Source organism: Bradyrhizobium sp. CIAT3101, assembly GCF_029714945.1.
Lineage (GTDB): Bacteria > Pseudomonadota > Alphaproteobacteria > Rhizobiales > Xanthobacteraceae > Bradyrhizobium.
Genome location: NZ_CP121634.1, coordinates 2,374,572 through 2,397,451, shown reverse-complemented (window position 1 = coordinate 2,397,451; position 22,880 = coordinate 2,374,572). Strand labels below are relative to the sequence as shown.

General features: G+C 63.7%; 17 protein-coding genes. 3 read left to right on the top strand and 14 right to left on the bottom strand.

The window, feature by feature from the left end; genetic code table 11:
- Positions 1-141: 141 nt before the first annotated feature.
- Both QA645_RS11130 and QA645_RS11125 read right to left on the bottom strand, forming a co-directional pair.
- Positions 142-1,080, bottom strand: a complete 939-nt coding sequence (locus QA645_RS11130) for an SMP-30/gluconolactonase/LRE family protein (protein WP_283050182.1) — start codon at positions 1,078-1,080, stop codon at positions 142-144.
- A 243-nt stretch (positions 1,081-1,323) separates the two neighbouring features.
- Positions 1,324-2,157 carry an AraC family transcriptional regulator gene (locus QA645_RS11125; RefSeq protein WP_283050181.1) on the bottom strand — a complete coding sequence of 278 codons (834 nt, stop codon included), beginning with the start codon at positions 2,155-2,157 and terminating at the stop codon, positions 1,324-1,326.
- A 174-nt stretch (positions 2,158-2,331) separates the two neighbouring features.
- Between QA645_RS11125 and QA645_RS11120 the strand changes: the two genes are divergently transcribed.
- Positions 2,332-3,435 carry a mandelate racemase/muconate lactonizing enzyme family protein gene (locus QA645_RS11120; protein ID WP_283050179.1) on the top strand — a complete coding sequence of 368 codons (1,104 nt, stop codon included), beginning with the start codon at positions 2,332-2,334 and terminating at the stop codon, positions 3,433-3,435.
- 9 nt (positions 3,436-3,444) lie between these two features.
- Here QA645_RS11120 and QA645_RS11115 read toward each other — a convergent pair whose 3' ends face one another.
- Entirely contained in the window at positions 3,445-3,795 is a 351-nt protein-coding gene (locus QA645_RS11115; RefSeq protein WP_283050178.1) for a hypothetical protein, read from the bottom strand.
- Positions 3,796-3,978: 183 nt separating this feature from the next.
- On the opposite strand from QA645_RS11115, the gene QA645_RS11110 reads away from it, so the two are divergent.
- Positions 3,979-4,203, top strand: a complete 225-nt coding sequence (locus tag QA645_RS11110) for a hypothetical protein (protein ID WP_254133493.1) — start codon at positions 3,979-3,981, stop codon at positions 4,201-4,203.
- Positions 4,204-4,482: 279 nt separating this feature from the next.
- On the opposite strand, the gene QA645_RS11105 is transcribed toward QA645_RS11110, so the two are convergent.
- Entirely contained in the window at positions 4,483-5,139 is a 657-nt protein-coding gene (locus QA645_RS11105) for a glutathione S-transferase family protein (RefSeq protein WP_283050176.1), read from the bottom strand.
- Positions 5,140-5,259: 120 nt separating this feature from the next.
- On the opposite strand from QA645_RS11105, the gene phaZ reads away from it, so the two are divergent.
- On the top strand, positions 5,260-6,483 hold the full coding sequence (gene phaZ / locus QA645_RS11100) for a polyhydroxyalkanoate depolymerase (RefSeq protein WP_254133495.1): 1,224 nt from the start codon (positions 5,260-5,262) through the stop codon (positions 6,481-6,483).
- Between the two features lie 3 nt (positions 6,484-6,486).
- On the opposite strand, the gene QA645_RS11095 is transcribed toward phaZ, so the two are convergent.
- The 10 genes from QA645_RS11095 to QA645_RS11050 all read right to left on the bottom strand — a co-directional run bounded on the left by QA645_RS11095 (position 6,487) and on the right by QA645_RS11050 (position 22,717).
- Positions 6,487-9,861: an adenylate/guanylate cyclase domain-containing protein gene (locus QA645_RS11095; protein ID WP_283050173.1), complete on the bottom strand. Its 3,375-nt coding sequence runs from the start codon at positions 9,859-9,861 to the stop codon at positions 6,487-6,489.
- A 296-nt stretch (positions 9,862-10,157) separates the two neighbouring features.
- Positions 10,158-10,673: a hypothetical protein gene (locus QA645_RS11090; RefSeq protein ID WP_283050172.1), complete on the bottom strand. Its 516-nt coding sequence runs from the start codon at positions 10,671-10,673 to the stop codon at positions 10,158-10,160.
- Between the two features lie 656 nt (positions 10,674-11,329).
- Positions 11,330-12,478: a PepSY-associated TM helix domain-containing protein gene (locus QA645_RS11085; RefSeq protein ID WP_283050169.1), complete on the bottom strand. Its 1,149-nt coding sequence runs from the start codon at positions 12,476-12,478 to the stop codon at positions 11,330-11,332.
- A gap of 19 nt (positions 12,479-12,497) precedes the next feature.
- Positions 12,498-14,495, bottom strand: coding sequence for a TonB-dependent siderophore receptor (locus QA645_RS11080; RefSeq protein ID WP_283050167.1), 1,998 nt, complete (start codon positions 14,493-14,495; stop codon positions 12,498-12,500).
- A gap of 491 nt (positions 14,496-14,986) precedes the next feature.
- Positions 14,987-16,855: an ABC transporter ATP-binding protein gene (locus QA645_RS11075; RefSeq protein WP_283050165.1), complete on the bottom strand. Its 1,869-nt coding sequence runs from the start codon at positions 16,853-16,855 to the stop codon at positions 14,987-14,989.
- 9 nt (positions 16,856-16,864) lie between these two features.
- A complete protein-coding gene (locus tag QA645_RS11070) occupies positions 16,865-17,791 on the bottom strand; it encodes a glyoxylate/hydroxypyruvate reductase A (RefSeq protein ID WP_283050163.1) in 927 nt (308 codons plus the stop codon).
- 7 nt (positions 17,792-17,798) lie between these two features.
- The gene (locus QA645_RS11065; RefSeq protein WP_283050161.1) at positions 17,799-19,127 is read right to left on the bottom strand and encodes an FAD-binding oxidoreductase; all 1,329 of its coding nucleotides are present in this window, start codon (positions 19,125-19,127) and stop codon (positions 17,799-17,801) included.
- Positions 19,128-19,167: 40 nt separating this feature from the next.
- Positions 19,168-20,043, bottom strand: coding sequence for an ABC transporter permease (locus QA645_RS11060; RefSeq protein WP_283050159.1), 876 nt, complete (start codon positions 20,041-20,043; stop codon positions 19,168-19,170).
- 4 nt (positions 20,044-20,047) lie between these two features.
- Positions 20,048-20,998 (bottom strand): ABC transporter permease, encoded by a 951-nt coding sequence (locus tag QA645_RS11055; protein WP_283050158.1) that lies wholly within the window; start codon positions 20,996-20,998, stop codon positions 20,048-20,050.
- A gap of 27 nt (positions 20,999-21,025) precedes the next feature.
- A complete protein-coding gene (locus tag QA645_RS11050) occupies positions 21,026-22,717 on the bottom strand; it encodes a peptide ABC transporter substrate-binding protein (protein ID WP_283050156.1) in 1,692 nt (563 codons plus the stop codon).
- Between the last annotated feature and the right edge of the window lie 163 nt (positions 22,718-22,880).

Here is a 22,880-nt window from a genome sequence, read left to right as displayed (position 1 = left end):
CCCTCATCCTGAGGAGCGCGGAACGCGCGTCTCGAAGGATGAAGGCCCCGCTGTTGGCCTCGCCCTTCGAGACGCGCGCTGGAAGCGCGCTCCTCAGGGTGAGGGTCTGGGATTTGCCTCGCCGTACGATGACGGCTTGGCTCACTTATTCAAAAAATTCAACGGCAAACCGCCGCGCGGCCAGTCCATGGCGACGAGTTCGCCCTTGCCGGACAGCGTGATATAGGCCGTCTTCAGCTCGGGGCCGCCAAAGGCGATGTTGGTGGTGACGCGGTCGCCGGTCGGGACCTGCTCGACCAGGGTACCGTCGGGCGCGATCACCGAGATGCAGCCCGAGACCAGCGTGGCGACGCAGACATTGCCGTTCGCTTCCACCGCGAGCGAGTCGAACATCTGGTAGCCGCCGAGGCCGCAGATCGGTTTTCCCCGCTCGCCGCGATAGATCACCTCGCGCGGCTTGAGCACGCCGGGCGCGGAGAGTTCATAGGCCCACAGCCGCGCCGTCGGCGTCTCCGCGATGTAGACGGTGTTCTCGTCCGGCGACAGGCCGATGCCGTTGGCCGGCAGCACGCCGTGCACGATTTCGACGATCTCCTTCATGCCGGGCTTGAGGTAGTACATGCCGCCGACATCCATCTCGCGGGGACGGCGTTTGCCGAGATCGGAGAACCACAGGCCGCCATGCTTGTCGAACACGAGATCGTTCGGCCCGCGCAGATCGTGCTCGCCGCATTTGGTCACGACGGTCTCGATTTGGCCTGATTGCAGGTCGACGCGCTGGATCGAGCCGCCGAGATAATCCTCGGGCTGCGGGCCCGGCATGATCATTTTGCCGGTCGGGATCCAGGAGAAGCCGCCATTGTTGCAAATGTAGATCTTGCCGTCGGGGCCCAGCGCCGCGCCGTTCGGGCCGCCCGGCACTTTCGCGACGACCTCCTTGCGACCATCGGGATAAACGCGGGTCAGGCGCTGTCCGCGGATTTCCACCAGCACCACCGAGCCGTCCGGCATCACGACCGGCCCTTCCGGAAATTCGAGGTCGGTGGCGAGAACACGGATATTGGGCGTGGCAGTGGACATTTGGGCGACTCTCCCGGCTGCTTGTTATGGCTTGCTCGGGATGTCCGGCACGGGCCCCGCTGGCAAGTTTTGCCAGCGGTTATGACAAACCAGGTCCCCCTTGCCAAGCAAGCGGGCGCAATGCTGCGTTGCAGCCGCGAAGCGCGATGAGGGCATCGCGCCTTGCGCTATTGTTTGAGCATGATCTTTTCGGAAAACCGCTCTGCACTTTGCGCTAACGCGGCCCTTTGGGTCCGGATCATGCTATTCTTTGATGGGCACCCAGATTTCGAAGCCGCCATTGCCGGTCACGGGATCGAACTTCTCGTCGTAGCGTTCGAAGTTCGGCGCATCTGCGGCCTTGTGGCCCGACCCCGGCAGCCATTGATTCCAGATCGCATTGACGGTGCGCCTGATGGAAGCGACGTGATCGGCGTGCGTGAACACCGCGTAGCGCTGCTCGGGGATGCGGATGCGGCCGAAGCCGCGTGGCAGGTCGGAGAAGTCAGCGACCTCGACGCCGGCGATGTAATCGATATTGCCGGAATCATCGCCGTTGCAGCAGACACCGTAAGCGACGTTGCCGATGCGCTCGGGAATGTCGGCAACCTCCTGGTGGAAGCGCGCCCACATCCCCGGGATGATGGCGCCGTTGTCGCAGGAGATGCGCTCGGCGAGACCGGCGACGAGAATGGCCTTTGCGGTTTCGAAACGCGGGGCTTTGAGATTGTCTGACAGGGTGGAGTCCATGAGGATCGGCTCCTGAAGCTTGAGATGGTGGGTGCACGTCGCCGCCCTCACCGCTTCGGGCGTGGTACCGAACTGGTCGCGGAACGCGCGGGTGAATGCTTCGTGCGAGCCGTAGTCCGCCTCCAGCGCCAGCGACAGTATGTCCGGCGCTCCCCTGGCAAGGCTGCGCGCCGCTTCCGTCAGCCTCCGTGCGCGCACGTAACGCATCACCGGATAACCGGTGGCTGCGGCAAACGCACGCACCATGTGGAACCGCGACACGCCACCGATCGCAGCGATCTCGTCGAGCGTCATCGGCTCGGCCAGATGGCTTTCGATGTACCAGAGCGCGCGCTGGGCTGGGTTCATGGTGACTAAGCTCTCGTTCGAAGCACGGCCATGATGCGCGCCGCCGCCGGAGCGCGCTTGATCGGCATTGCGGTCGGCGCATGAGGATAGTCCGGGAATAGCCAGTGGCAACGCCCCGATATTCGCAGCTACACTGCCTGGAACCGCTCAAAGAAAGCATGGAGGAACCGCGTCATGGAAATCACCGATGTGCGGGCGCACCATATCCGCATTCCCTACGACGCCGGTGTCGCGAGCTTCCGCCAGGGCGCATCGGCCATCTCAGCCCTCGACATGGTGCTGGTGGAGGTCACGACCGATGCCGGGCTGACGGGATGGGGCGATGCGTTCGCCTATGTCTGCCCGGCCACCACGCGGAGCGCCGTCGAGGAGATGATCGCGCCGCAGGCGCGCGGGCTGAAGGTGCCCGACGCGGCCGGCATTCCGGCCGCCATGGAGCAGATCCAGCGCAACCTGCATCTGTTCGGCCGCTACGGCATCACCATGTTCGCGATCTCAGGGCTCGACATCGCACTGTGGGACCTTGCCGCGAAGATCGAGGGCGTGCCGGTGCATCGCCTGCTCGGTGAGACGAAGCGCGCAAAGATTCCCGCTTACGCGAGCCTGCTGCGGATCGGCTCGCCCGAGAACATCGCCGGCGAATGCAGGAAGGCACTCGCGCTCGGCTATGGCGCCATCAAGCTGCATGAGACCACGACGCCGGCGGTGTTCGCCGCGCGCGAGGCGATCGGGCCCGGCATTCCGCTGATGGTCGACATGAACTGCCCGCTCACGGCCGAACAGGCGATCGCGTTCGCCGGAGCGTGCAAAGACGCGCAGCCGATGTTCCTGGAGGAGCCGGTCTGGCCGCCGGAAGACTTTGCTGGGCTCGCCGAGGTCCGCAGCAAGGGCGGACTTGGCGTCGCGGCCGGCGAGAATGCCTGCACGGAATATCAATTCCGCCAGATGATGGATGCGGGTGCCGTGAGCCATGCGCAGCCGTCGGTGATCAAGGTCGGCGGCATCACGGAATTTCTGAAGGTTGCGCGGCTCGCCGATCAGCGCGGCGTCAAGATCGTCCCGCATTCCCCTTACTTTGGTCCGGGCCTGCTGGCGACCCTGCATCTGCTGGCGACGCGCGACGACGGGCTTGTCGAGATGTTCTATCTCAGGCGTGAGGCCTGCCTCTGGGGCGGCCGCGCCGATGTCGACACGACCGGACATGTCGCGGTACCAACGGGCCCGGGACTCGGCCTTGATCCCGATCGCGGCGTGATCGAGCGCTACCGCGTGACGTGATCGGTGCCGCTATTTCGCAGCATCCTTCGGTGGCGGCGCGTCCTGCTTCTTCTTCAGATCCTCCGCCTGTTTCACTTGCGCCGCCTGCAGATCGCCGATGGTCTTCTGCAAGCCTGCAAGCGTCACCTTCAGCGTGTCGATCTGGCGGTTGGCAGCTTCGATCTTCTGTTGGTGATCGAGATTGAGCTTGCTGATGGTCTTCTGGAGGAAATCGACATTGCTCTGGAGACAACTGGTGCGCCGCTCCATCGTCTTCTCCACCGTGCAGATCTCGATGCCGGGCACGTCCTGCGCCAGCGCCGGCGTATGCGCGACGAGCGGTAACATGGCGAAACACACGGCAGCGATCCGGCACAGCATCCAGGTTCCTCTTCAAATTAATCACGGCAATGTGCGCCGATTGCGCGCGCCTTCCCGAAGCTACCACACTCGCACCGCATTCTCGCGATGAGCTTGGCTTGTTCCCTTGGACGGGGAGCGGTGAACCGCACGCGGAAGAAGTAGGCGCTCTTTCCGCGGCTTTGATTAGGGGAGATTTTTGGAATGGCAACGCGCGATAGACGTTTGGCAGAATTCGATGGCGCCGGAGAGCCACCACCTGGCCTGCCGGTCGAGGTGCTGTGTGAGGATCACAGCGGGACATATCAACTGCCGTTCGCCTGCCGCTATGTCGAGGGCCGCTGGCAGAATGACGCGGCCGGCGTCCCGGTGGAAGCCACCGTCATCGGTTGGCGCGTGCCGCGCGTGAAGCACTCCGGCGTGGCCTGACGGTTTGGTTCTGTCTCAAAATGCAACGGGGCCGCGCTCCGCCTTAACGAACGGAACGCGGCCCGAACGAATCACGTCCGAATCAGCCGTTTGACGTCGTACGCGGCTGTTCACGGCTAGATGTCGACAAGGCGTCGCTGGGGCGCACAATATCTGCGCGGTGCGAGAAGCGCCCTCGCCAGATACCGGCCGCAAAAGTTAACGATGGCAAAGACATGGAGGTCGGCGAGACGCAGGCCGCTGCCGCCCCGGAAACAGGCAGGACCGTAGGCCGCCTGCCTAATATTCGACCTCGAGCTCCTCGATCTCGGCCGGCTCTTCCTGCGCCGCCGCGATCCATTCCCTCATCTCGGGCATCGCCATGATGGTATCGGCATAGGCCTTCAACCGTGGCTCGAGCTTGACGTCATAGGTGACGAAGCGCGTCACCACGGGCGCGTACATCGCATCCGCCATGGTGCGCGTCTCGCCGAACAGGAACGGGCCGCCGGATTTCTCCAGACAGTCGCGCCAGATCGACCAGACCCGGTCGATGTCGGCCTGCGCGCGCGACCAGATCTTGAAGCCGGGGAAGTGGCCCTTCAGATTGACCGGCAGCGAGGCGCGCAACGTGGTGAAGCCCGAATGGATCTCGCCGCAGATCGAGCGGCAATGCGCGCGCTGGACGCGATCCGCCGGCAACAGGCCGGCGTCCGGCATCGCCTCGTTGAGATATTCGGCAATGGCGAGCGTATCCCAGACCGTGGCGCCGTCGTGGCGCAGACAGGGCACCAGGATCGAGGACGACAGCAGCAGGATTTCGGCACGCGCCGAGGCGTCATCCGGTGCGGTGACGATCTCCTCGAAATCGAGCCCGGAGAACTTCGTCAGCAGCCAGCCACGCAGCGACCAGGACGAATAGTTCTTGCTGCTGATGGTCAGTGTCGCCTTCGCCATAGGGCCTTCCCTCACGTTTACGGCCAAAGGAGCAGCAAGCGACGTGCCAATTTGAGGGGCGGCCAGTGTCCGTCTGGCTCCGATATTGCATGGCAACATCGGAGAGGTGGGCGCTTCAGTATGATGTCGATGTATTATCAGGCTTTTCAGAACCAGATGGACCTGACGGCGCCGTGGCGGGCGGGCGCCTCGTCCGCGCTCAAATTCCTCGATCTGGTGCCGCAGGGCATGTCCGACAGGGTGGTCGGCCGGCTCTCGGCGGCGCTGGAGCTGATCTCCCGCTCCACCCTCACCTATCACCGCCCGGCCTACGGCATCGACAGCGTGATGATCGGCAATCGCGAGGTCGGCGTCACCGAGGAGATCGCCTATGCGACGCCGTTCGGCTCACTGCTGCACTTCAAGAAGGACGGCGTGACCGAGCAGCCGCGCATGCTGCTGGTGGCGCCGATGTCCGGACATTTCGCCACGCTCCTGCGCGGCACCGTGAAGACGCTGCTGCAGGACCACGACGTCTACATCACCGACTGGCACAATCCGCGCGACATTCCGCGCAGCGAGGGCCGCTTCGGGCTCGACGACTACACCGAGCACCTGATCGACTTCCTCGGACAGCTCGGTCCGCGCCCGCATATGGTGGCGATCTGCCAGCCGTCAGTATCGGCGCTCGCGGCCGCCGCGATCATGTGCGAGGGCAATCATCCGTCGCGGCCGGCGACGCTGACGCTGATGGCCGGGCCGATCGACACGCGGATCCAGCCGACCAAGGTCAACGACTTCGCCAAGAGCAAGCCGATCGAATGGTTCGAGCAGAACCTGATCAACTACGTCCCGGTGCAGTGCCGCGGCGCATTCCGGAAGGTCTATCCCGGCTTCGTGCAGCTCACCGCCTTCGTCTCGATGAACCTCGAGCGCCACATCAAGCAGCACATGGATCTCGCCAACCACATCGCCAAGGGCGAGAAGGAGAAGGCGGCAAGCATCAAGACCTTCTACGACGAATATTTTGCGGTGATGGATTTGCCCGCCGAGTTCTACATCGAGACCGTGCGCGACGTGTTCCAGGAGCACCTGCTGCCGCAAGGCAAGCTGATGCACCGCGGCCGCCCCGTCGACACCAAGGCGGTCAGCCGCATGGGGCTGATGACGGTCGAGGGCGAAAAGGACGACATCTGCTCGATCGGCCAGACGCTCGCCGCGCAAGACCTCTGCACCAGCGTGCGCGCCTATCGCAGGGTCCATCACATGCAGGCCGGTGTCGGCCATTACGGCGTGTTCTCGGGCAAGCGCTGGAACAACGAGATTTACCCGCTGCTGCGGGATTTCGTGCACGTGAATTCGTGACTGTCATTCCGCGCCGCCAAGACGACCCGCCGCGGAAACGGCACGCGCCTCACGCTCCTGCGCAAGCAGCTCTTTCGCTTCCATCAATTCAGGAAGGTTGCGCTCGGCCTCGAACTCAGCGAACACCGGCGCGAGCACTTCATAGACCGCACCGGCTCGGCCGTTTGTCCTGTGCAGGCGGGCAAGTCCAAGCGCGCTGCGCAGCTCGAAGGTCTTCGTCCGCTGGTGTCGCGCGATGTCCAGCGCTCGCCTGAGGTCGGCTTCGGCACTGGATTCGTCTGAAGAATTATGACGCAATAAAAGCTTTCCGCGGACACGATGCAGCTCGGCATCAAGCCAATGCTGGCCGGACTGTCCGGTCCGGGCGATCAGTTCGTTCAGGATGTCGAGCCCTGTTTCGACCTGGCCCATCTCCGCATTCGCTACGGCGACATGCAGCCCCCAGAACGGTTCGCAGAGGTAACAATCGTTCTCTTGCAGCAAGGTCCAGCCGTGACGCATGTCCGCCAGTCCGGCCATTCGGTCGCCGGCGCGCCACCTGGCCAGTCCGTTCAGGTAGGTGCCCGCGGCCACATACAGCGGCATGGTGTGGTCGCGCGCGAGACCGAGCGCCAGGATCGTCTCGGTTTGCTGCAACATGCCCCCGCATACGCCGTCGAACACGGCGCGATGAACCAGCGCATTGGCCCGGGAAAGCGCCCGTTTTTCTCCCGACGCACCCACCGCTTCGGCGGCGAGCTCGCGCGCGCGTGCAGTGAGACCGAGCGGCCAGAGCACCAGGGCAAGAAATCTCATGATTACGAACGGCAGATCCAGTGCCGAAGCCCTGAATGTCGCGGGATCCGGTTCGGCGGCATAGATGGCCAGCGCCCGCTCAAGATGCGTTCGCGCGTTCAAATAGTCGCCGCCGAACCAGCAGGTGACGCCGCTCGTCCATTGGGCAACCACGGCCGCCACCGGCGAGTCCGGCCGTCGATCCGCGGCGCCCCTGATGGCATCCACGAGCTCCCGCATCGGAGCGAATTCGCCGTGTGTCAGGCAGGCATTGAAGAGCCCCGAATGAACAGGCGCAAGTTCAACGGGATCATCGATGTCGGCTGCGAATTGGCGCGCACGCGTCCAAGCCGCGATCGTTTCGGGAGCGCTGTGCCCGAGGCTGCCCCTCAGTGCGCGGCCGTACGAGATCTGCAGATGCAGCCTGGTCATCATCCGGCGGGGGTCATCCGGCAGCTCGTCGGCGGTCGCGACGGCCTTGCCGAGATGCGCGACCGCCTCGGAATAGGCAGAGCGTTTCAGCGCCTGCTGGCCCGCCTTGCGCCACCATTCGAGGGCTACCTCGCTCAGCCCCGCTTCGGTGAAGTGATGCGCCAGAACTTCCGGCTCGATCTCGGCGACGACCGGAAACTTCTCACGGAGGACCTCGCCAATTCTCGTGTGAAGCAGGTGCCGTTTGCTTTTGAGCAAACTCTCGTAGGCGGCCTCCTGAACGAGGGCGTGCTTGAAACTATAGCTTGCGTCGGGCGGAACCCCGCGGCGAAGCAGCAGTTCGGCTTCTTCAAGTTGTCCCAGCGCGGCACTCAGCGTCAGATCATCGCGTCCCGCCACATACTTCATGAGCGCGTATGAGAAATCGCGGCCGATGGCGGCACCTATCTGCGCCACCTCCTTGACTGGAGCGAGCCGGTCGAGCCGCGCCATCAGCGAATCCTGAAGCGTTGCGGGAATTGCGAGCGGCGGGAGCGGACTATTGAGGCGATAGCGCCCGGCATCTTCGACCAGCAGGCCGGACTCCAGCACCATCTTGGTCAGCTCTTCGACGAACAGCGGGACACCATCCGTCCTGTCGATGATCTGCTTCATCATCTCGCGTGGCAGCTGGCGACCGACAACCACCTGTTCCACCAGCGCGCGCGTGTCCTGTCGATCGAGCCGATCGAGACGCAGCAGGCCGACATTGGCAAGGCCCGACCAGGACGGCTCGAACTCCGGCCGGGATGTCATGAGCATGAGGATCGGCAGTGCCCGGATCCGATCCACCGCGAGATCGAACAGCTCAAGGGTCGTGGCATCGGCCCAATGCAAATCTTCGCAGATAATCAGCAGAGGCTGACCTCGCGCCAACCCCTCGAGCTGATCGAGAAGGGCGGCAAATGTCTGTCGCCTCTGCTGCGCCGGACTCAAGCCGAGGGGTGGGCAATGGTCGCCGGTTGGAATCGAAAGCAGCGCCGCAATGAGCGGTGTTGCCCGGGCGACCTGCTGGGTTCCAAGCGCCAGCATGGCCTCGAGCTTGCCGAACCTTTGTTCTGGCGTGTCGTGCGCGCGGATTCCGGCGGCGCGCTCGAGCTGTGCGACAAAGGGATGAAGCGCGCTGTTGGTATGATAAGGCGAACACTGATATCGCACGCGACGGTGCGTCCCCAACGAGGGACTTTCGGACAGCGTTGCGACGATGCGCGACTTGCCGATACCCGCCTCGCCGGAGATCAATACGATCTGGCCGTGACCCTGCCATGCCTCTCGCTGGCGCGAGAGAATGAATTCGATCTCATCCTTGCGGCCGACAAAGCCGATCGAGCGCGCGGCACGGACCGCCTCGAAACGGCTCTCGGATGCGGTCGCGCCTTCCACCGCCCACACTGCGACGGGTTCGCCTATCCCCTTGACTTCGCGGCGGCCAAGATTGCGAAACGTGAAGAGATCCCCAAGCAGCCGGCGGGTCGATGACGCAACGACGACCGCCCCGGGTTCCGCGAGGCTCTGAAGCCGAGCAGCGAGATTTGGCGTATCGCCGACGGTCGCATGCTCCTCCGACGCATCTCCACTGATGAGGTCGCCGACCACCACAAGACCGGTCGCAACTGCAATCCGCAGCTCCACCCGTTCGCCGGCGCCTGTGTCGAGCTGGCGAATTGCGGCTATAATGTCGAGGCCCGCGCGCACCGCGCGCTCCGCATCGTCTTCGTGGGCGCGCGGATAGCCGAAATAGACGAGTATTCCGTCGCCGACGAACCTGGCTATGCTGCCGTCATAAGCCGCAATGACCCGCGCACATGCGGCGCGGTAGACCCGGATCACTTCCCACATATCCTCGGGATCGAGGCGTGCCGAGAGCATGGTCGAGCCGACCAGATCGCAAAACATGACGGTGAGGTGGCGCCGCTCGGCGTCGTGAGGAGGAGCCGGCGATGCGATCAATGCGGCCGGATCGAGGTCGGCAATGGCTCGCTGCATCTTGCGGCGATGACCGAGCAGGACTCCGAGCTTGTCAAAGTCCTCGTCCATCAGCTCGGGGAGGACGCCAACGTCGATCCCGTTTTGGGCAAAACGCTCCGCGTATTGCCCAAGCCCCAGCTTCTCGAGCCACTCCGCAATCTGCATGGCTCACCCATCTTATGACTGGCGATTAGCAGAATTTTGGACCACGGCCGCAGCGAGACAATATCCCAACGCCGCGATGATGGCACGTCTTGTTTGCCTTGCGAAAATTAGGTTACTCGTTACCGATGACACTTCGGTCGGGACACGACCCGATGTGAGCGGCCGTGCTACCAAACATCGCCGACACACAGCGTTGGACAGCAGAGGTTGCGATGATTCGTCACGCCACACTCCAGATCTGAAGCCGACCGACACTGCACCTTGTGCTCACATGCAATGCCAAGGAGACGTTTGCTTCATTGCTCGTTCGTCGGCGCTTCGTGGCTGCGAGCCAACGTGCCCGCCGCAACCTGAAGCGAAGAACCAACCGCCCAGCAGACCGCAACAAAGCCTATCAGGGCGTCGGGTAGATTTTGATCAAGGACAAGAAGGCTTACGGAAAGAGTTGCGGCAATCGCCGCGCCGAACGTTCCGGCCGCGCTCATGATTTCAGCCGGCTCAGAGCCGTTCCATTCTTCCGAGATGGTCGATTTCGGCCGCCGCGCGAGATTACCGGACAAGTCAATTCCGACATAAAAGCTGAGAGCTCCGTAGAGCATCGTTATCAGCACGATCCAGCCGCTTTCAAACAGCCCGTCTTTCTGACGCAACAGGGTCGCACCCACATAGAGACCGCAAGAGGCTCCAACGGCCGCCAGCCCAATTCTTTCAAGGGTATGGGCCGACTTGATCAGGCTGGAACGGGCGATCCCAAGACCGCTGACGTACCTTGTGAGGGAAAATGCGGTCGAACTTGCACTGGTGATCTTCATTGCGGGCTCCTTCTGAGTAATTGGCAGCCTACTGGCCGACCCCGAATAGAATCTGCCGGGACGCGGTTCTCGATGCCCTTGATTCCAATGTCAGAAAGATCTGTGCTGAGTGATGGGGCTGACTTGCTCGCGAAGGCGAGAGCCAATCCAAGGCTGCGCGCACGCCGCTGCGCAGGCATTGCAACTCACCCGTGCCTGTCAGCCAGCTCCGGGTGCGGCAATTTCTTGCGGGAGTGATAGTTCAAATCGTGACGGATGAACTATGAAGCGGTTCACATACCGCAGCTCCCTACCGCTCCATCGGGTCACGATTTTAGGAGAATTAAGTTTGCAACGTTGCATAGGCGCGGCGCAGGAGGCGGCCAAAGGATACCGAGAGTTCGCAAGCTGTCCCGCGTTTTGCCGACGTCAAATCTATTCGCTCTCACTCTGGCTCGTGCAGATGAATGCGTGAGGCGCCCGGCGCGTTCGCGGTCGGCGAGCTATACGGCTGCTCACGTAGAAGACAAGGACCACGAGCGGAATCGCGAGCGCGACCCAGGACGCCTGATCCCAGACGCCGTCCCCGAGCAGCGCCGAAATCAATCCAAAAGCCACAACGCAGGCGATCACGACTGGCGCCAGGAATGTCCGGAGCAGAGAACGCCTGGCGCCGGTCATCGCGACGCCTCCGCGCCCACCGCCAATTGCTTTGCGGCCGCCGCGGTCGATCGCCTTGGCACCTTGCGCAGCCGCGCCGCCCAAAGATAGAGACCGCTGCCGAGCACAACGAGAGTCACGAGATCCAGCAGGGCCCAGATGATCTTCAGCGGCATGCCGCCATAGTCCCCGAAGTGCAGCGGGCGCGAAACGAACAGCGCCTTGACGTAAAGCGGCATATCCCGCGTTTCGCCAAAAGAGCCGTCATCGGCATTGATCAGCACCGGCTTGAGCAGCCGCGAGGTCAACGGCTCGTTGCCGCGCAGATAAACGCCGTAGTGATGACCGCCGGCAAACGGCGACCCCGGCATCGCGACCGACTGCACCTTCATGCCTGGCGCATGTGCGAGTGCGGCGTCGATCGCGACCTGCGCCGACGCAAGCTTCGGCGGCACCGGCGCGTTTCGCCACGGGCCGAGCATCGCGACGAGTTCGGTTCGCTGCCAATGCTGCGCGATCTGCTGCGACAGCGTGTTAATGACGCCCGTTACGCCGACGACGATGGTCCACGCCAGAATGACGATACCGAACAGATTGTGCACGTCGAGCCAGTACAGGCGGCGGCGCGACCTCATCGTGCCGAAATCCAGGCGGCGCATGAACGGGCCATAGACGACGACGCCGGAGACGGTTGCAACCAGAAAAAGGAAACCCATCGCTCCCAGGAACAGCATGCCTGGCTGTTCAAGGAACAGGTCGGCATGCAAATCGAGAAGAAACTTGGTGACAGCTCCGCGGACGGCGGCTCCGACGTGGAGAATTCGTCCGGTGTGGCCGTCGACACTGACGATGGCATCTGCCTTCGGTGTCGTGATGGTCGATGCCATGAAGACATGCCAGATGGGATCCTCATCGTCCGCGCCAACGATGGTGATTACGTCATTCGGCCGCGCCGCGCGTGCGATGTCGAGGACGCGGTCGAAGCTCAGCAACGGTGTCCCTTCGGCGACGACATCCGGCTCAACCGCAGCTCCCAGGGCCGCGTCGATCTCGTCATGGAAGATCAGCGGCAGCCCTGTCAGGCACAACATGAACAGGAATAGCGTGCAGACGAGGCTCGTCCACTTGTGCGTTTCCTTCCAGATGCGGATCGAGCGAGGCGTCATGCGAAGCGCTTCTCCATCATCACCAGGTATAGCGAACGCCGCCGATCACCGTTCGTCCCGAGCCGATGAAGCACGAACTCAGGCTCGTGCATGATGCGACGTAGTACTTGTTGAAGAGATTTGTGGCGTTTACCGCAAGCTGCACGCCGCGAAGCCTGCGATCGAGATTGGACAGATCATAATGGATCGCGGCATCGACCAATGTGTAGCTCGGGATCGAGATCGTGTTGGCGAGATCGCCATAGGAATCGCCGATGTAACGCACGCCGCCGCCGAAGCCGAAACCTGCGACCTGCCCCTGCTGGAACGTGTAGTCCGCCCACAGCGCGGCCTGGTTCATCGGTTGGATCGTGAGGTGCTTGTTGAGCTGGCTCGCCGTATTGGTCTTGGTCGTCAGGGTGTCAGTGTAGGCGTAGGATGCCTTCAGCTTCAGCCCCTCGGTGAGGCTGGCCGTCGCCTCGAATTCAGCGCCCCGGGACCGCGCCTCGCCGGTCTGGACGCTCTTGCCCGTCACGCTCAGATCCGGAGTGACGACGTTCTCCTGCGTCATGTCGAACAGCGCCGCCGTGAGGAGCAGATTGGTTCCGACCGGCTGATACTTCACGCCGATCTCGGCCTGCCTGGCCGTGGTCGGAACCAACGCCGCGCCGCTCGCGGTTGTCCCCAGAGTCGGCTGGAATGAAGTGGCGTAAGCGATGTATGGCGCCACACCGGAATCGAACACATAATTCAGCCCGGCGCGCCCAGTGAACGCATGATCGTTCTGGCTCTGGTTTGTGTTCTTGATGAAGTCCAGCGTGTTGGTGCCGACCCAGTCGTTGCGGCCACTCAGCGTCAGCCGCCACCCGCCGAGCGCGATCTGGTCCTGTGCATAGAGGCCAGTCTGATCCTGCCGCTGACCTGTGTTGGTGGCGGTGGCAGGCATCGCAATCGCCGCACCATAGACCGTGTTGTTGAGGTTGATCGACGGTGCCGAGCCGATACCCATATTCAGCTCGCTGGTCGTGTGACGGTAGTCTAGCCCCATCAGCACGGTATGAGCGAACGCGCCGGTCGAGAAACGGGCCTCGGCCTGATTGTCCATGGTGAACGCGTCGGCGCTCTCCGGAAACTTGAAAGCAGCGCGCGCAAGCGTGGCGTAATCGCCCACACCGGCGTTGGGATAAGGGTTTACGCCCGCAGCACCGCCGCCGGCGACCGCATAGGTGTTGGTCTGGAGGTTGAAGTACCGAACATTCTGCCGCACCGTCCAGATCTCGTTGAACGAGTGCTCGAACTGGTATCCGACCCACGCCTGCTCGCGATCGAAATGATCGAAGCCGGGTTCGCCCAGGAATTTCGTCATCGGAATGCGTCCGTTCGGACTGGGCAGCAGCGTGCCCACGGCCGGGAAGAACTGCAACGCCAGACCGGTGATGTCGCGCTGATAGCCGCTCAGGAAGGTGAAGGTGGTGTCGAGATCGGGCCGCCAGGTGAAGGACGGCGCGATCGCACCACGAAAATCGTTGACGAAGTCGACCTGCGTTCCGCCGTCGTGAAGCGTACCGGCGATGCGCCAGTACAGATCGCCCTTCTGATGGACGCCACCGATGTCGAAATTGGTCTGCGCCTTGCCCCAGCTGTCGCCCAAGACCTCGACAGAATTCAGTGGCGTGGGCGTCGGCAGGCGGCTGACGAGGTTGATCATGCCACCCGGCGCGACCTGCCCGTAAAGCGGCGACGAAGGTCCCCGCAGCACCTCGATCCGTTCGAGCAGAGCGAGATCGAGCTTCGGCTGGCCGAACATGCTGGCGCCGTAGGGAAGCTGCATGCCGTCGAGATAGAGCACCGGCTGGAAACCGCGGATGCGCAGCGACTCAAAGCGCGTGTCATTGGGACTGTTGGTGACCACGCCGGGCGTGTAGCCCACAGCCTGCGCCACTGACCGAGCGCCCTGATCGCGGATCTGGGCTATGCCGATCACGGAGATCGACTGCGGCACCTCGAGGATCGGCGTGTTGGTCTTGGTTCCGGCCAAGGTCCGGTGCGGGACATAGCCCTCGATCGGGCCATTGCCCTGGCGGAACGTGCCTCGGCTCGCGGCTGTCTCGACATGAACGGCTTCGCCGCTCTGCCCTGTTGCGGTTCTCGATCGATTTGAACGGGCGCTGCGCGAGGTTCGCGTGGGCTGACTGCGCGTTACAACGCGTGGCTTTGGTGCATCGACGGTCACGGGAGGCAGAGCTGTTCCGGATCCCGCTGCAGGCGTCTGCGCGACGCTGTCGGTCGCATAAGCCGTCAACGCAAGTCCCAACAACGCAACGACAGGAGCCTTCGCTCCACCAGTCGAAATTCCCACCACGACAACGCCCCATTCCACTTCCGCGACAAGCGGTAGTCCTCAGGCTTCGTGGTGGGAAGAACGCTGAAGCGATGATCTTCTGGAATCTATCTTAGAAAGCCTCGAATATTTCTGAACGGAAACATTCTCCGTCTGCGCAATGATCGGAGACTCTGCGGCGAGACGCCTTAGGCCGACCACTCCTCGCCCCAGACCTGCACGACATGGCCGGGCGAGACCTCGCGATATTGCCGGATCGGCGGTTGATAGTCCGGTGCACGCACCGGGCTTCTGATCTCGTCGTTGGCCACGTCGCGCTTCGTGCCGCGGCGTGCGGGGTCGGGCACGGGAACGGCGGCCATCAGCTTCTTGGTGTAGGGATGCTGCGGGTTGCCGAACACCGCAGCGCGCGGACCTATCTCGACGATCTCGCCGAGATACATCACCGCGATGCGGTGGCTCATGCGCTCGACCACGGCGATATCGTGGGAGATGAAGAGATAGGCGAGCCCCATGCTGGCCTGAAGGTCGAGCATCAGATTGACGACCTGGGCCTTGACCGAGACATCGAGCGCGGAGACCGCCTCGTCCGCGACGATCAGCTTCGGCCCGAGCGCGAGCGCACGCGCGATACAGATGCGCTGGCGCTGCCCGCCGGAGAATTCATGCGGGAAGCGTGCGGCCATGTCGGCGGTGAGGCCGACGCGCACGAGCAGGTCGGCGACCTTGTCGCGCGCCTGCGACGCCGAGGCGAGGCCGTTGGCCAGCAGTGGCGCCGCGATCGCCGTTCCCGCCGACATCCGTGGATTGAGGCTCGCGAACGGATCCTGAAACACGATCTGCATGTGCTTGCGGAAATCGCGCAAGCTGCGACCGCTCATGGCGAGCACGTCCTGGCCGTCGATCAGGACGGTGCCGGCATCCGGCTCGGTCAGCTTGAGGATCGAGCGCCCCGTCGTCGACTTGCCGCAGCCGGATTCACCGACCAGCGCCAGCGTCTCGCCGGCGCGCAAGGTGAACGAGATGTTCTCGACGGCATGAACGCGGCCGGAGACCTTGCCGAACAGACCCGCGCGGATCGGAAAGCGCGTGGTGAGGTTTGATACCTCGAGCAGCGGGCGCTCCGCGCTCGACACCGTATCGGGCGTCTCCGCCGGTTCGTCCGAGGTGCCCGTGACCTTGTCGACGATGGGAAAGCGCATCGGCCGCGTCCGGCCGTCCATCGAGCCGAGCCGCGGCACGGCGGCGAGCAGTGCACGCGTATAGGGATGCGAGGGTGCGGCGAAGATGCGCGACGTCGCGTCGGTCTCGACAGCCTGTCCGCCATACATCACCACGGTACGATCCGCGATCTCGGCGACCACGCCCATATCGTGGGTAATGAAGAGGATCGACATCCCCTCCTCCTGCTGAAGCGCCTTCAGCAATTCCAGGATCTGCGCCTGGATGGTGACGTCGAGCGCCGTGGTCGGCTCGTCCGCTATCAGGAGTTTCGGCTTGCAGGCCAGCGCCATCGCGATCATCACGCGCTGGCGCATACCGCCGGAGAAACCATGCGGATGCTCGTGGAAGCGCGATTTTGCAGCGGGGATACGGACACGATCGAGCAGACGGATGGTCTCGGTTTCCGCCGAGGCACGCGACAGGCCGCGATGCTGGATCAGCGCTTCCGCGATCTGGAATCCGATGGTGAGCACCGGATTGAGACTGGTCATCGGCTCCTGGAAGATCATCGCGACATCGTCGCCGCGGATGTTCTTCATATCAGCTTCGGGCAGCGTCAGCAGATCGCGGCCGGCCAAATTGATGCGACCTTCGATGCGGCCGCTCTCTTTTGGAATGAGCCGCATGATCGAGAGCGCGGTGACGCTCTTGCCCGAACCGGACTCACCGACGATCGCGACGGTCTCGCGTGGCGCGATATCGAAGGAGACGTTGCGAACGACCGGGATCCATTGCTGCTCGCGCAGGAAGGACGTAGTCAGGCCCGAGACCGACAGCACGGGCGCCAGCGCGCCGGCAACGATCTGATCGGGTCTGCTCGCGCCGATGCTCATGCAAGTATCCTAGTAGCCGCGATCGCGGTCGATACGCCCCGGCAGGGGCTCGCCGCGGCGGTGGCGTGCGATGGTGTCGAGCACGTAGTCGACCGCGGTTTCCGGCTTCGTCGTGCTGGCGATATGCGGCGTGAGAAGAATACGCGGATGACTCCAGAACGGATGGCCCGCGGGCAGCGGCTCGGGCTCGGCGACGTCGAGCACGGCGGCCGACAGCACGCCGCCGTCCAGCGCCGCGACGAGGTCGGCCTCGACCAGATGGCCGCCCCGCCCGACATTGAGCAGCCGCGCGCCGCGCGGCAGACGCGCGAACAGATTTGCGTTCAGAATGCCGCGCGTCTCCGATGTCAGCGGCAGCAGGCAGACGAGGATGTCGGCCTGCCCCAGGAAATCCGGCAGGGCCTCCGCACCCGCATAACAGGTGACGCCCGCGATGCTGCGTGGCGAACGGTTCCAGCCGAGCAACGGAAAGTCGAACGATTTGAGCCGGTCGAGCACGGCCTGGCCAAGCAGACCGAGCCCCATCACACCGACACGCCGTTCGCTCGTGTGCGTCACGGAGAGCTCGCGCCAGACTTGATCGCGCTGCTGGCCGATGAACTGCACGAGATCGCGATGCAGCGCGAGCACCGACATGCAGGCATATTCGACCATGCGCTCGGTGATACCGGGTTCCATCATGCGGACCAGCGGGACATGCGGAGGTAGTTTCGTGATGTCGAACTGATCGACGCCGGCGCCGACCGAGAACACCAGCTCGAGATTGGGGAACGTCGCCGCAATATCGTCGGGCGGCTGCCAAGCCACCAGATAACGCACCGCCTGGGGATCGCCGATATCCGGCCAGACCCGGAACGGCACGTCCGGCGCGCGCTCGGCGAAGAAGCGGGCCCACTCCGCGCCGCGCGCCATGTTGGCCTTGTAGAGAACCGTCATGCCGCCCTCAGAATGGGCTGACCGGCGCGAGCCGCCGGCCGTCGATCATGCGCTTGTGGCTGTAGGCTGCAGGATCGACCAGCGGGGTCGCGCCGGTCACGATATCGGCGGCGAGCTTGCCGGCCGCAGGACCGATGCCGAAACCATGACCGGAGAAGCCGGTCGCGAGGAAGAAGCCGGGCAGCGCGTCGACCGGCGAGATCACGGGAATCGTGTCCGGCGTACAGTCGATGGTCCCGCCCCAGGCCTCCGCGATCTCGATGTCCTTGAGCTCCGGGTTTGCCTTGATCAGCGAGGCCAGCGCCGCAGTGACCAGTGACATATCAGGCTCGGGATCGCGCACGCGCTCAGTCTCGAACGGCGACGGCTTGTCAAAGCTCCAGCTGGTGCCGCGCATGATCTGGTCGAAGAACGACTTGCCGAACGACAGTTTGAGCCCGCCCTTGCGATGCTGATAGGTCGGCCAGAAGGTGCGCGCGTAGCGGAACAGGTCGGGCGACAACTCCACCGTGCCGCGGTTGCGCAGCGCCAGTGTGAAGCCGCCATCGAGACGGCGGCGGATGCAGTAGAGATCGGTGCCGAGCGCACCGGAGGTGATCTCAGGTGCCGGCGTGGTGCGGCATGCGGTGGCGTTGACGAGACCGATCGGCAACTCGATGCCGTGACGCCGGCAGAACAGCGACGACCACGCACCACCCGACAGTAGCACCGCCTGCGTGCGAATGGTGCCCTTCTCGGTGACGACGGCGCTGACGCGTCCTCCTTGTGTCTCCAGCCCGCGCGCGGCGCAGCCCTGATGAATCGTGACGCCGTGCTTTCGCGCGGCCGTCGCCAACGCAGGCACGGCCATCGACGGTTCGGCGCGGCCGTCGCTCGGCGTGTGCAGCCCGCCGACCCATTTGTCGGTATTGCCCGGCATGCGTTCGGCGACCTCGGCCGGGGTCAGCACGGTCGAATGCACCTGCATTTCGCGCGCGACCGCCGCCCAGCGCTCCCAGCTCGCGAGCTCGTCCTCGCTCTTCGTCAGGAACAGCACGCCGGTGCGGCGGAAACCGGCATCGACGCCGGCGTCGTTCTGCATATCCTCCCACAGACGTAGCGCCTCGCGCGCCAGCGGAATTTCCTCACGCGCCCGGCCCTGCTGACGGCACCAGCCCCAATTGCGGCTCGACTGCTCGCCGCCGACGTGACCTTTCTCGACCAGCGCGACGGAGAGACCCTTCTTCGCCAAATGATAGGCCGCCGAGACGCCGATGACGCCGCCGCCGATGACGACGACGTCCGCCTGCGCCGGCAGGCGTTCGTCGCTGTTTATACGGTTGAGCGGCGGGGACATGATGCACTCCTGGAGATCAGTTCGGTCGAGAGCTTGCTCGTCATGAGATGTTCATTCGCGGATCGAGCGCGTCGCGCAGGCCGTCACCGAGGAAGTTGAAGCTCGTCACGGCGAGCGTGATGGCGACGCCCGGCGCGATCGCGAGCCACGGCGCGCTGGTGAGATAGATCTGCGCATTGTTGAGCATGTTGCCCAGGCTCGCGGCCGGCGGCTGGATGCCGTAGCCGAGATAGCTGAGATAGGATTCCAGCAGGATCGCCTGGGCGACATTGAGAGTTGCCGCCACCAGGATCGGCGCAACCGCGTTGGGCACGAGCTCGCGGAACATGATCCGAAGGTTCGACGAGCCGAACGCGAGCGCGGCCACCGCAAACTCGCGCTCCCGCAACGAGCGCACCTGGGCCTCGACGACGCGCGCCACCAACATCCATGACGTCGCTGCGATCAACACGGCGGTCGTGACGAAACCGGGCTCGGTGAGCGCCGCCAACGCCAGCAGCAGGAAGATGGTGGGAAAGCACAGCACGGCGTCGACCAGCCGCATCAGCACCGCGCCCACGACGCCGCCATAGAAGCCGGCGAAGGCGCCGACGACGATGCCGACGGCCATCGCAATCACCATCGCGACGAAGCCGATCGACAACGAGACGCGCGCGCCCATCATCAGCCGCGCCAGCACATCGCGACCGAGTTCGTCGGTCCCGAGGATGTGCGTCCCCGAGAGCGGCGGGGCAAACCGTTTCATGATATCGATATAGGTGTCGTCGAACGGCAGCAGATAAGGACCGAACGCCGAGCCGAGCACCAGAACGAGAATGACGATCGCGCCCGCGAGCGCGAGCCGGTGGCGGCAGAAGCGTTGCCAGGCGCCCTGACCGGGGCCGGATTGAGCGGTGGACAAGACTGCGGTCGCCATCGCTTCAGCCCACCCGAATGCGCGGATCGACGACGGCATAGAGGATGTCGGCAACCAGCGAGCCGATCAGCACCATGACCGCAGAGAACATCAGGATGCCCATCACCACGGGATAGTCGCGATAGCCGATGGAATCCAGGAACAGCCGCCCCATGCCGGGCCAGGTGAACACCGTCTCGGCCACCAGCGCGCCGCCGAGCAGCGTCGGAAACTGCAACCCGCCCACCGTGATCATCGGCAGCAACGCATTGCGCAACGCGTGCACCGTGAGAATCCGCCATTCCGGCATGCCCTTGGCTCGCGCGGTGCGGATGTAATCCTGGTTGATCACTTCAAGCATGGAGGAACGCATGAAGCGGCTCCACATCGCGGTCTCGACCAGCCCCAGCACCATCGCCGGTGCGATCAGATGATGCAGCAGGTCGAGGAAGGAGCCATCGCCGATGGTCGCGCGGTTTCCCGCCGGCAGCCAGCCCAGCGTCACTGAAAACACATAGATGGTGACGAGGCCGAACCAGAACGTCGGGATCGACAGCGCGATCATGGCGCCAACGGTGGCGAGCGAGTCGAACAGCGAATATCGCCTCAGCGCGCCCAACATGCCGATCCAGCAACCGAGCAGCACCGCGATGATGGTCGCCGTCACCATCAGCTCGAGCGTTGCACCAAGATGTGACGAGATCACCGACAGCACCGCCTCGCCGTCGCGATAGGACTTGCCCCAATCGCCTTTGAGCATGCGGCCGAACCAGTCGAGATACTGGATCGGCAGGGGCCGATCGAGGCCGAGCTGCCTGGTGACGCGGTCGAGATCCTCCTGCGTCATCTGCGCGGACACGGCGAATTGCGAGAGCGGACCGCCGGGCGCCAGATGCAGGAGGGCGAAACCGATCGCCGAGACGATCACCAGCAGCATGACCGCCTGCGCCAGGCGATTGGCGACGTAGCGAACCATCTCAGACGATCTCGCGAATAGAGCGCATCAGGCCCAGTACCATTCGCGGATGTTCCAGCAATTGATCGAGGTGTTGATGTTGGGACGGAAGCCCTGCAGCCCCTCCTTCACGCCCTCGACAATGTAGCCCTGGAACAGCGGCAGGATCGCGAGGTCGTTGCGGATGAGCTTTTGCAGGTCACCATAGGTGGTCTTGCGCTGCGCGAGATCGAATTGCTTGGCGCCTTGCGCGAGCAGACGATCAGCCTCGGCGTTCTGGTATTGATAGGTGTTGTAACCGCGGCCGCCCTTGGCAGGGATCGCGCCCGAGCCGAACCGCGGCGTCACGTCGGGGTCGCTGCCCAGCATGAAATTCACGCCGACGATGACCGAATTGAACTTCGACTGCTGCCAGAAGTCGCCCCAGATCACGGCGGCCGGCATGTTGTTGACGCGCATGCTCGCGCCGATCGCGCGCCAGTCCTGGATCAGGAGCTGCTGGGTCTGCTCGCGCACGGCATTGCCTGATGTCGTCGAGTTGGTGAATTCGAGCTTGACGCCACCCTTCTCACGCACGCCGCCCGCGCCGCGCACCCAGCCGGCTGCATCGAGCAGCGCATTCGCCTTGGTCGGATCGTATTTGTGCTGCGGCAGGCCCTTCTGGAACGACCACGCCTCCTGTGGCACGAAGCTTTCGGTCTGCATCGGCAGGCCGTAGTTCAAGGCATCGATGATCGCCTGCTTGTTGATGGCAAGATAGAGCGCCTCGCGCACCGCGCCGTCGGCGAAGGGGCCGAACTCCAGATTCGGCGCGATGTGCTCCACCGAGGACGTCGACGAGACGAAGATCTTGCGCGCCTTCAGCGTCTTCGCCTCCTGCACGAAGTTCGGCAAAATGCCCTGCAGGCCGGTGTAGTCGACCTGTCCGGTACGGAACTGGGTGTAGAGGACGGTGAGATCGGGAATGTACTTGAACACCACGCGTTCGACGTAAGGTCCCTTGCCGTGATAGCCGGCATAGGCATTGAACTGAATATGGTCGCCGGGCACGCGCTCGCCCCAGCGGAACGGTCCGGTGCCGACAGGCGCATTGTGGAACGGCGACGAATTCGGATCCGACACCTTCTCCAGAATGTGCTTGGGCACGATGAAGGTCAGCGACAGGATCGACATGTAGGGCGAATAGGGAGCTTCCATTCGCCAGTGGATCTCGTCGGGCGCGACGATCGTGATGGCCTTGACGAGGCTGTGGCCGACGCGATTGCGGACACGGAAGTCGGGATTGTTGATCAGCTCGAGCGAGAACTTGACGTCGTCCGCCGTGAAGGCCGTGCCATCGTGCCACTTCACGTCATTGCGCAGCTTGATCTTCCAGCTCAGGCCGTCCGCCGAAAGGCCGCCATTCTCGACCGTCGGGACTTCACGCGCGAGATCGGGCACGAACTTGCCGTCGGGATCGATGAACCAGAGCGGCGAGAACACCTGCCACCAGACGCCCTGGTCGACTTCGATGCCGGGCATCAGCGGATGAAAGACGGTCGGCTCCTGCGACAACGCCGCGATCACCTGCCCACGCGGCTTGTCCGGCGGATTGCCCGGTCGTTCGGTCTGCGCAAAGGCGCTGCCTGCAAGCGTCCATCCCGCCGCGGCGCCGGCGCCGATCTGAAAAAATTGTCGGCGATTTGGAATGCCGAGATGATGCAGTCCGCCAACGCCGAACTTGCCGGTGCTGTCTGCCATGACCAGTCTCCGTTCCCGCACGCGGCACCTCTCCCGCGCCCCGTGACCCCGGCAAAGGGACAGGAGTGGGCTTTAGTGCTTCTAAATTTTTCGATCAAAAGTTCATCATGACTAAATACAGCTGTCAATCGCATTGCTAGGATGCGCGACCTTTTCACACCGC

Coding starts and splice junctions, on each gene's coding strand:
- QA645_RS11050 (WP_283050156.1), bottom strand. CDS start 22,717: ATGGCAGACAGCACCGGCAAGTTCGGCGTTGGCGGACTGCATCATCTC.
- QA645_RS11065 (WP_283050161.1), bottom strand. CDS start 19,127: ATGTCCCCGCCGCTCAACCGTATAAACAGCGACGAACGCCTGCCGGCG.
- QA645_RS11070 (WP_283050163.1), bottom strand. CDS start 17,791: ATGACGGTTCTCTACAAGGCCAACATGGCGCGCGGCGCGGAGTGGGCC.
- QA645_RS11090 (WP_283050172.1), bottom strand. CDS start 10,673: ATGAAGATCACCAGTGCAAGTTCGACCGCATTTTCCCTCACAAGGTAC.
- QA645_RS11055 (WP_283050158.1), bottom strand. CDS start 20,998: ATGGTTCGCTACGTCGCCAATCGCCTGGCGCAGGCGGTCATGCTGCTG.
- QA645_RS11105 (WP_283050176.1), bottom strand. CDS start 5,139: ATGGCGAAGGCGACACTGACCATCAGCAGCAAGAACTATTCGTCCTGG.
- QA645_RS11075 (WP_283050165.1), bottom strand. CDS start 16,855: ATGAGCATCGGCGCGAGCAGACCCGATCAGATCGTTGCCGGCGCGCTG.
- QA645_RS11115 (WP_283050178.1), bottom strand. CDS start 3,795: ATGCTGTGCCGGATCGCTGCCGTGTGTTTCGCCATGTTACCGCTCGTC.
- QA645_RS11095 (WP_283050173.1), bottom strand. CDS start 9,861: ATGCAGATTGCGGAGTGGCTCGAGAAGCTGGGGCTTGGGCAATACGCG.
- QA645_RS11085 (WP_283050169.1), bottom strand. CDS start 12,478: ATGACGCCTCGCTCGATCCGCATCTGGAAGGAAACGCACAAGTGGACG.
- QA645_RS11060 (WP_283050159.1), bottom strand. CDS start 20,043: ATGGCGACCGCAGTCTTGTCCACCGCTCAATCCGGCCCCGGTCAGGGC.
- phaZ (WP_254133495.1), top strand. CDS start 5,260: ATGATGTCGATGTATTATCAGGCTTTTCAGAACCAGATGGACCTGACG.
- QA645_RS11110 (WP_254133493.1), top strand. CDS start 3,979: ATGGCAACGCGCGATAGACGTTTGGCAGAATTCGATGGCGCCGGAGAG.
- QA645_RS11125 (WP_283050181.1), bottom strand. CDS start 2,157: ATGAACCCAGCCCAGCGCGCGCTCTGGTACATCGAAAGCCATCTGGCC.
- QA645_RS11120 (WP_283050179.1), top strand. CDS start 2,332: ATGGAAATCACCGATGTGCGGGCGCACCATATCCGCATTCCCTACGAC.
- QA645_RS11130 (WP_283050182.1), bottom strand. CDS start 1,080: ATGTCCACTGCCACGCCCAATATCCGTGTTCTCGCCACCGACCTCGAA.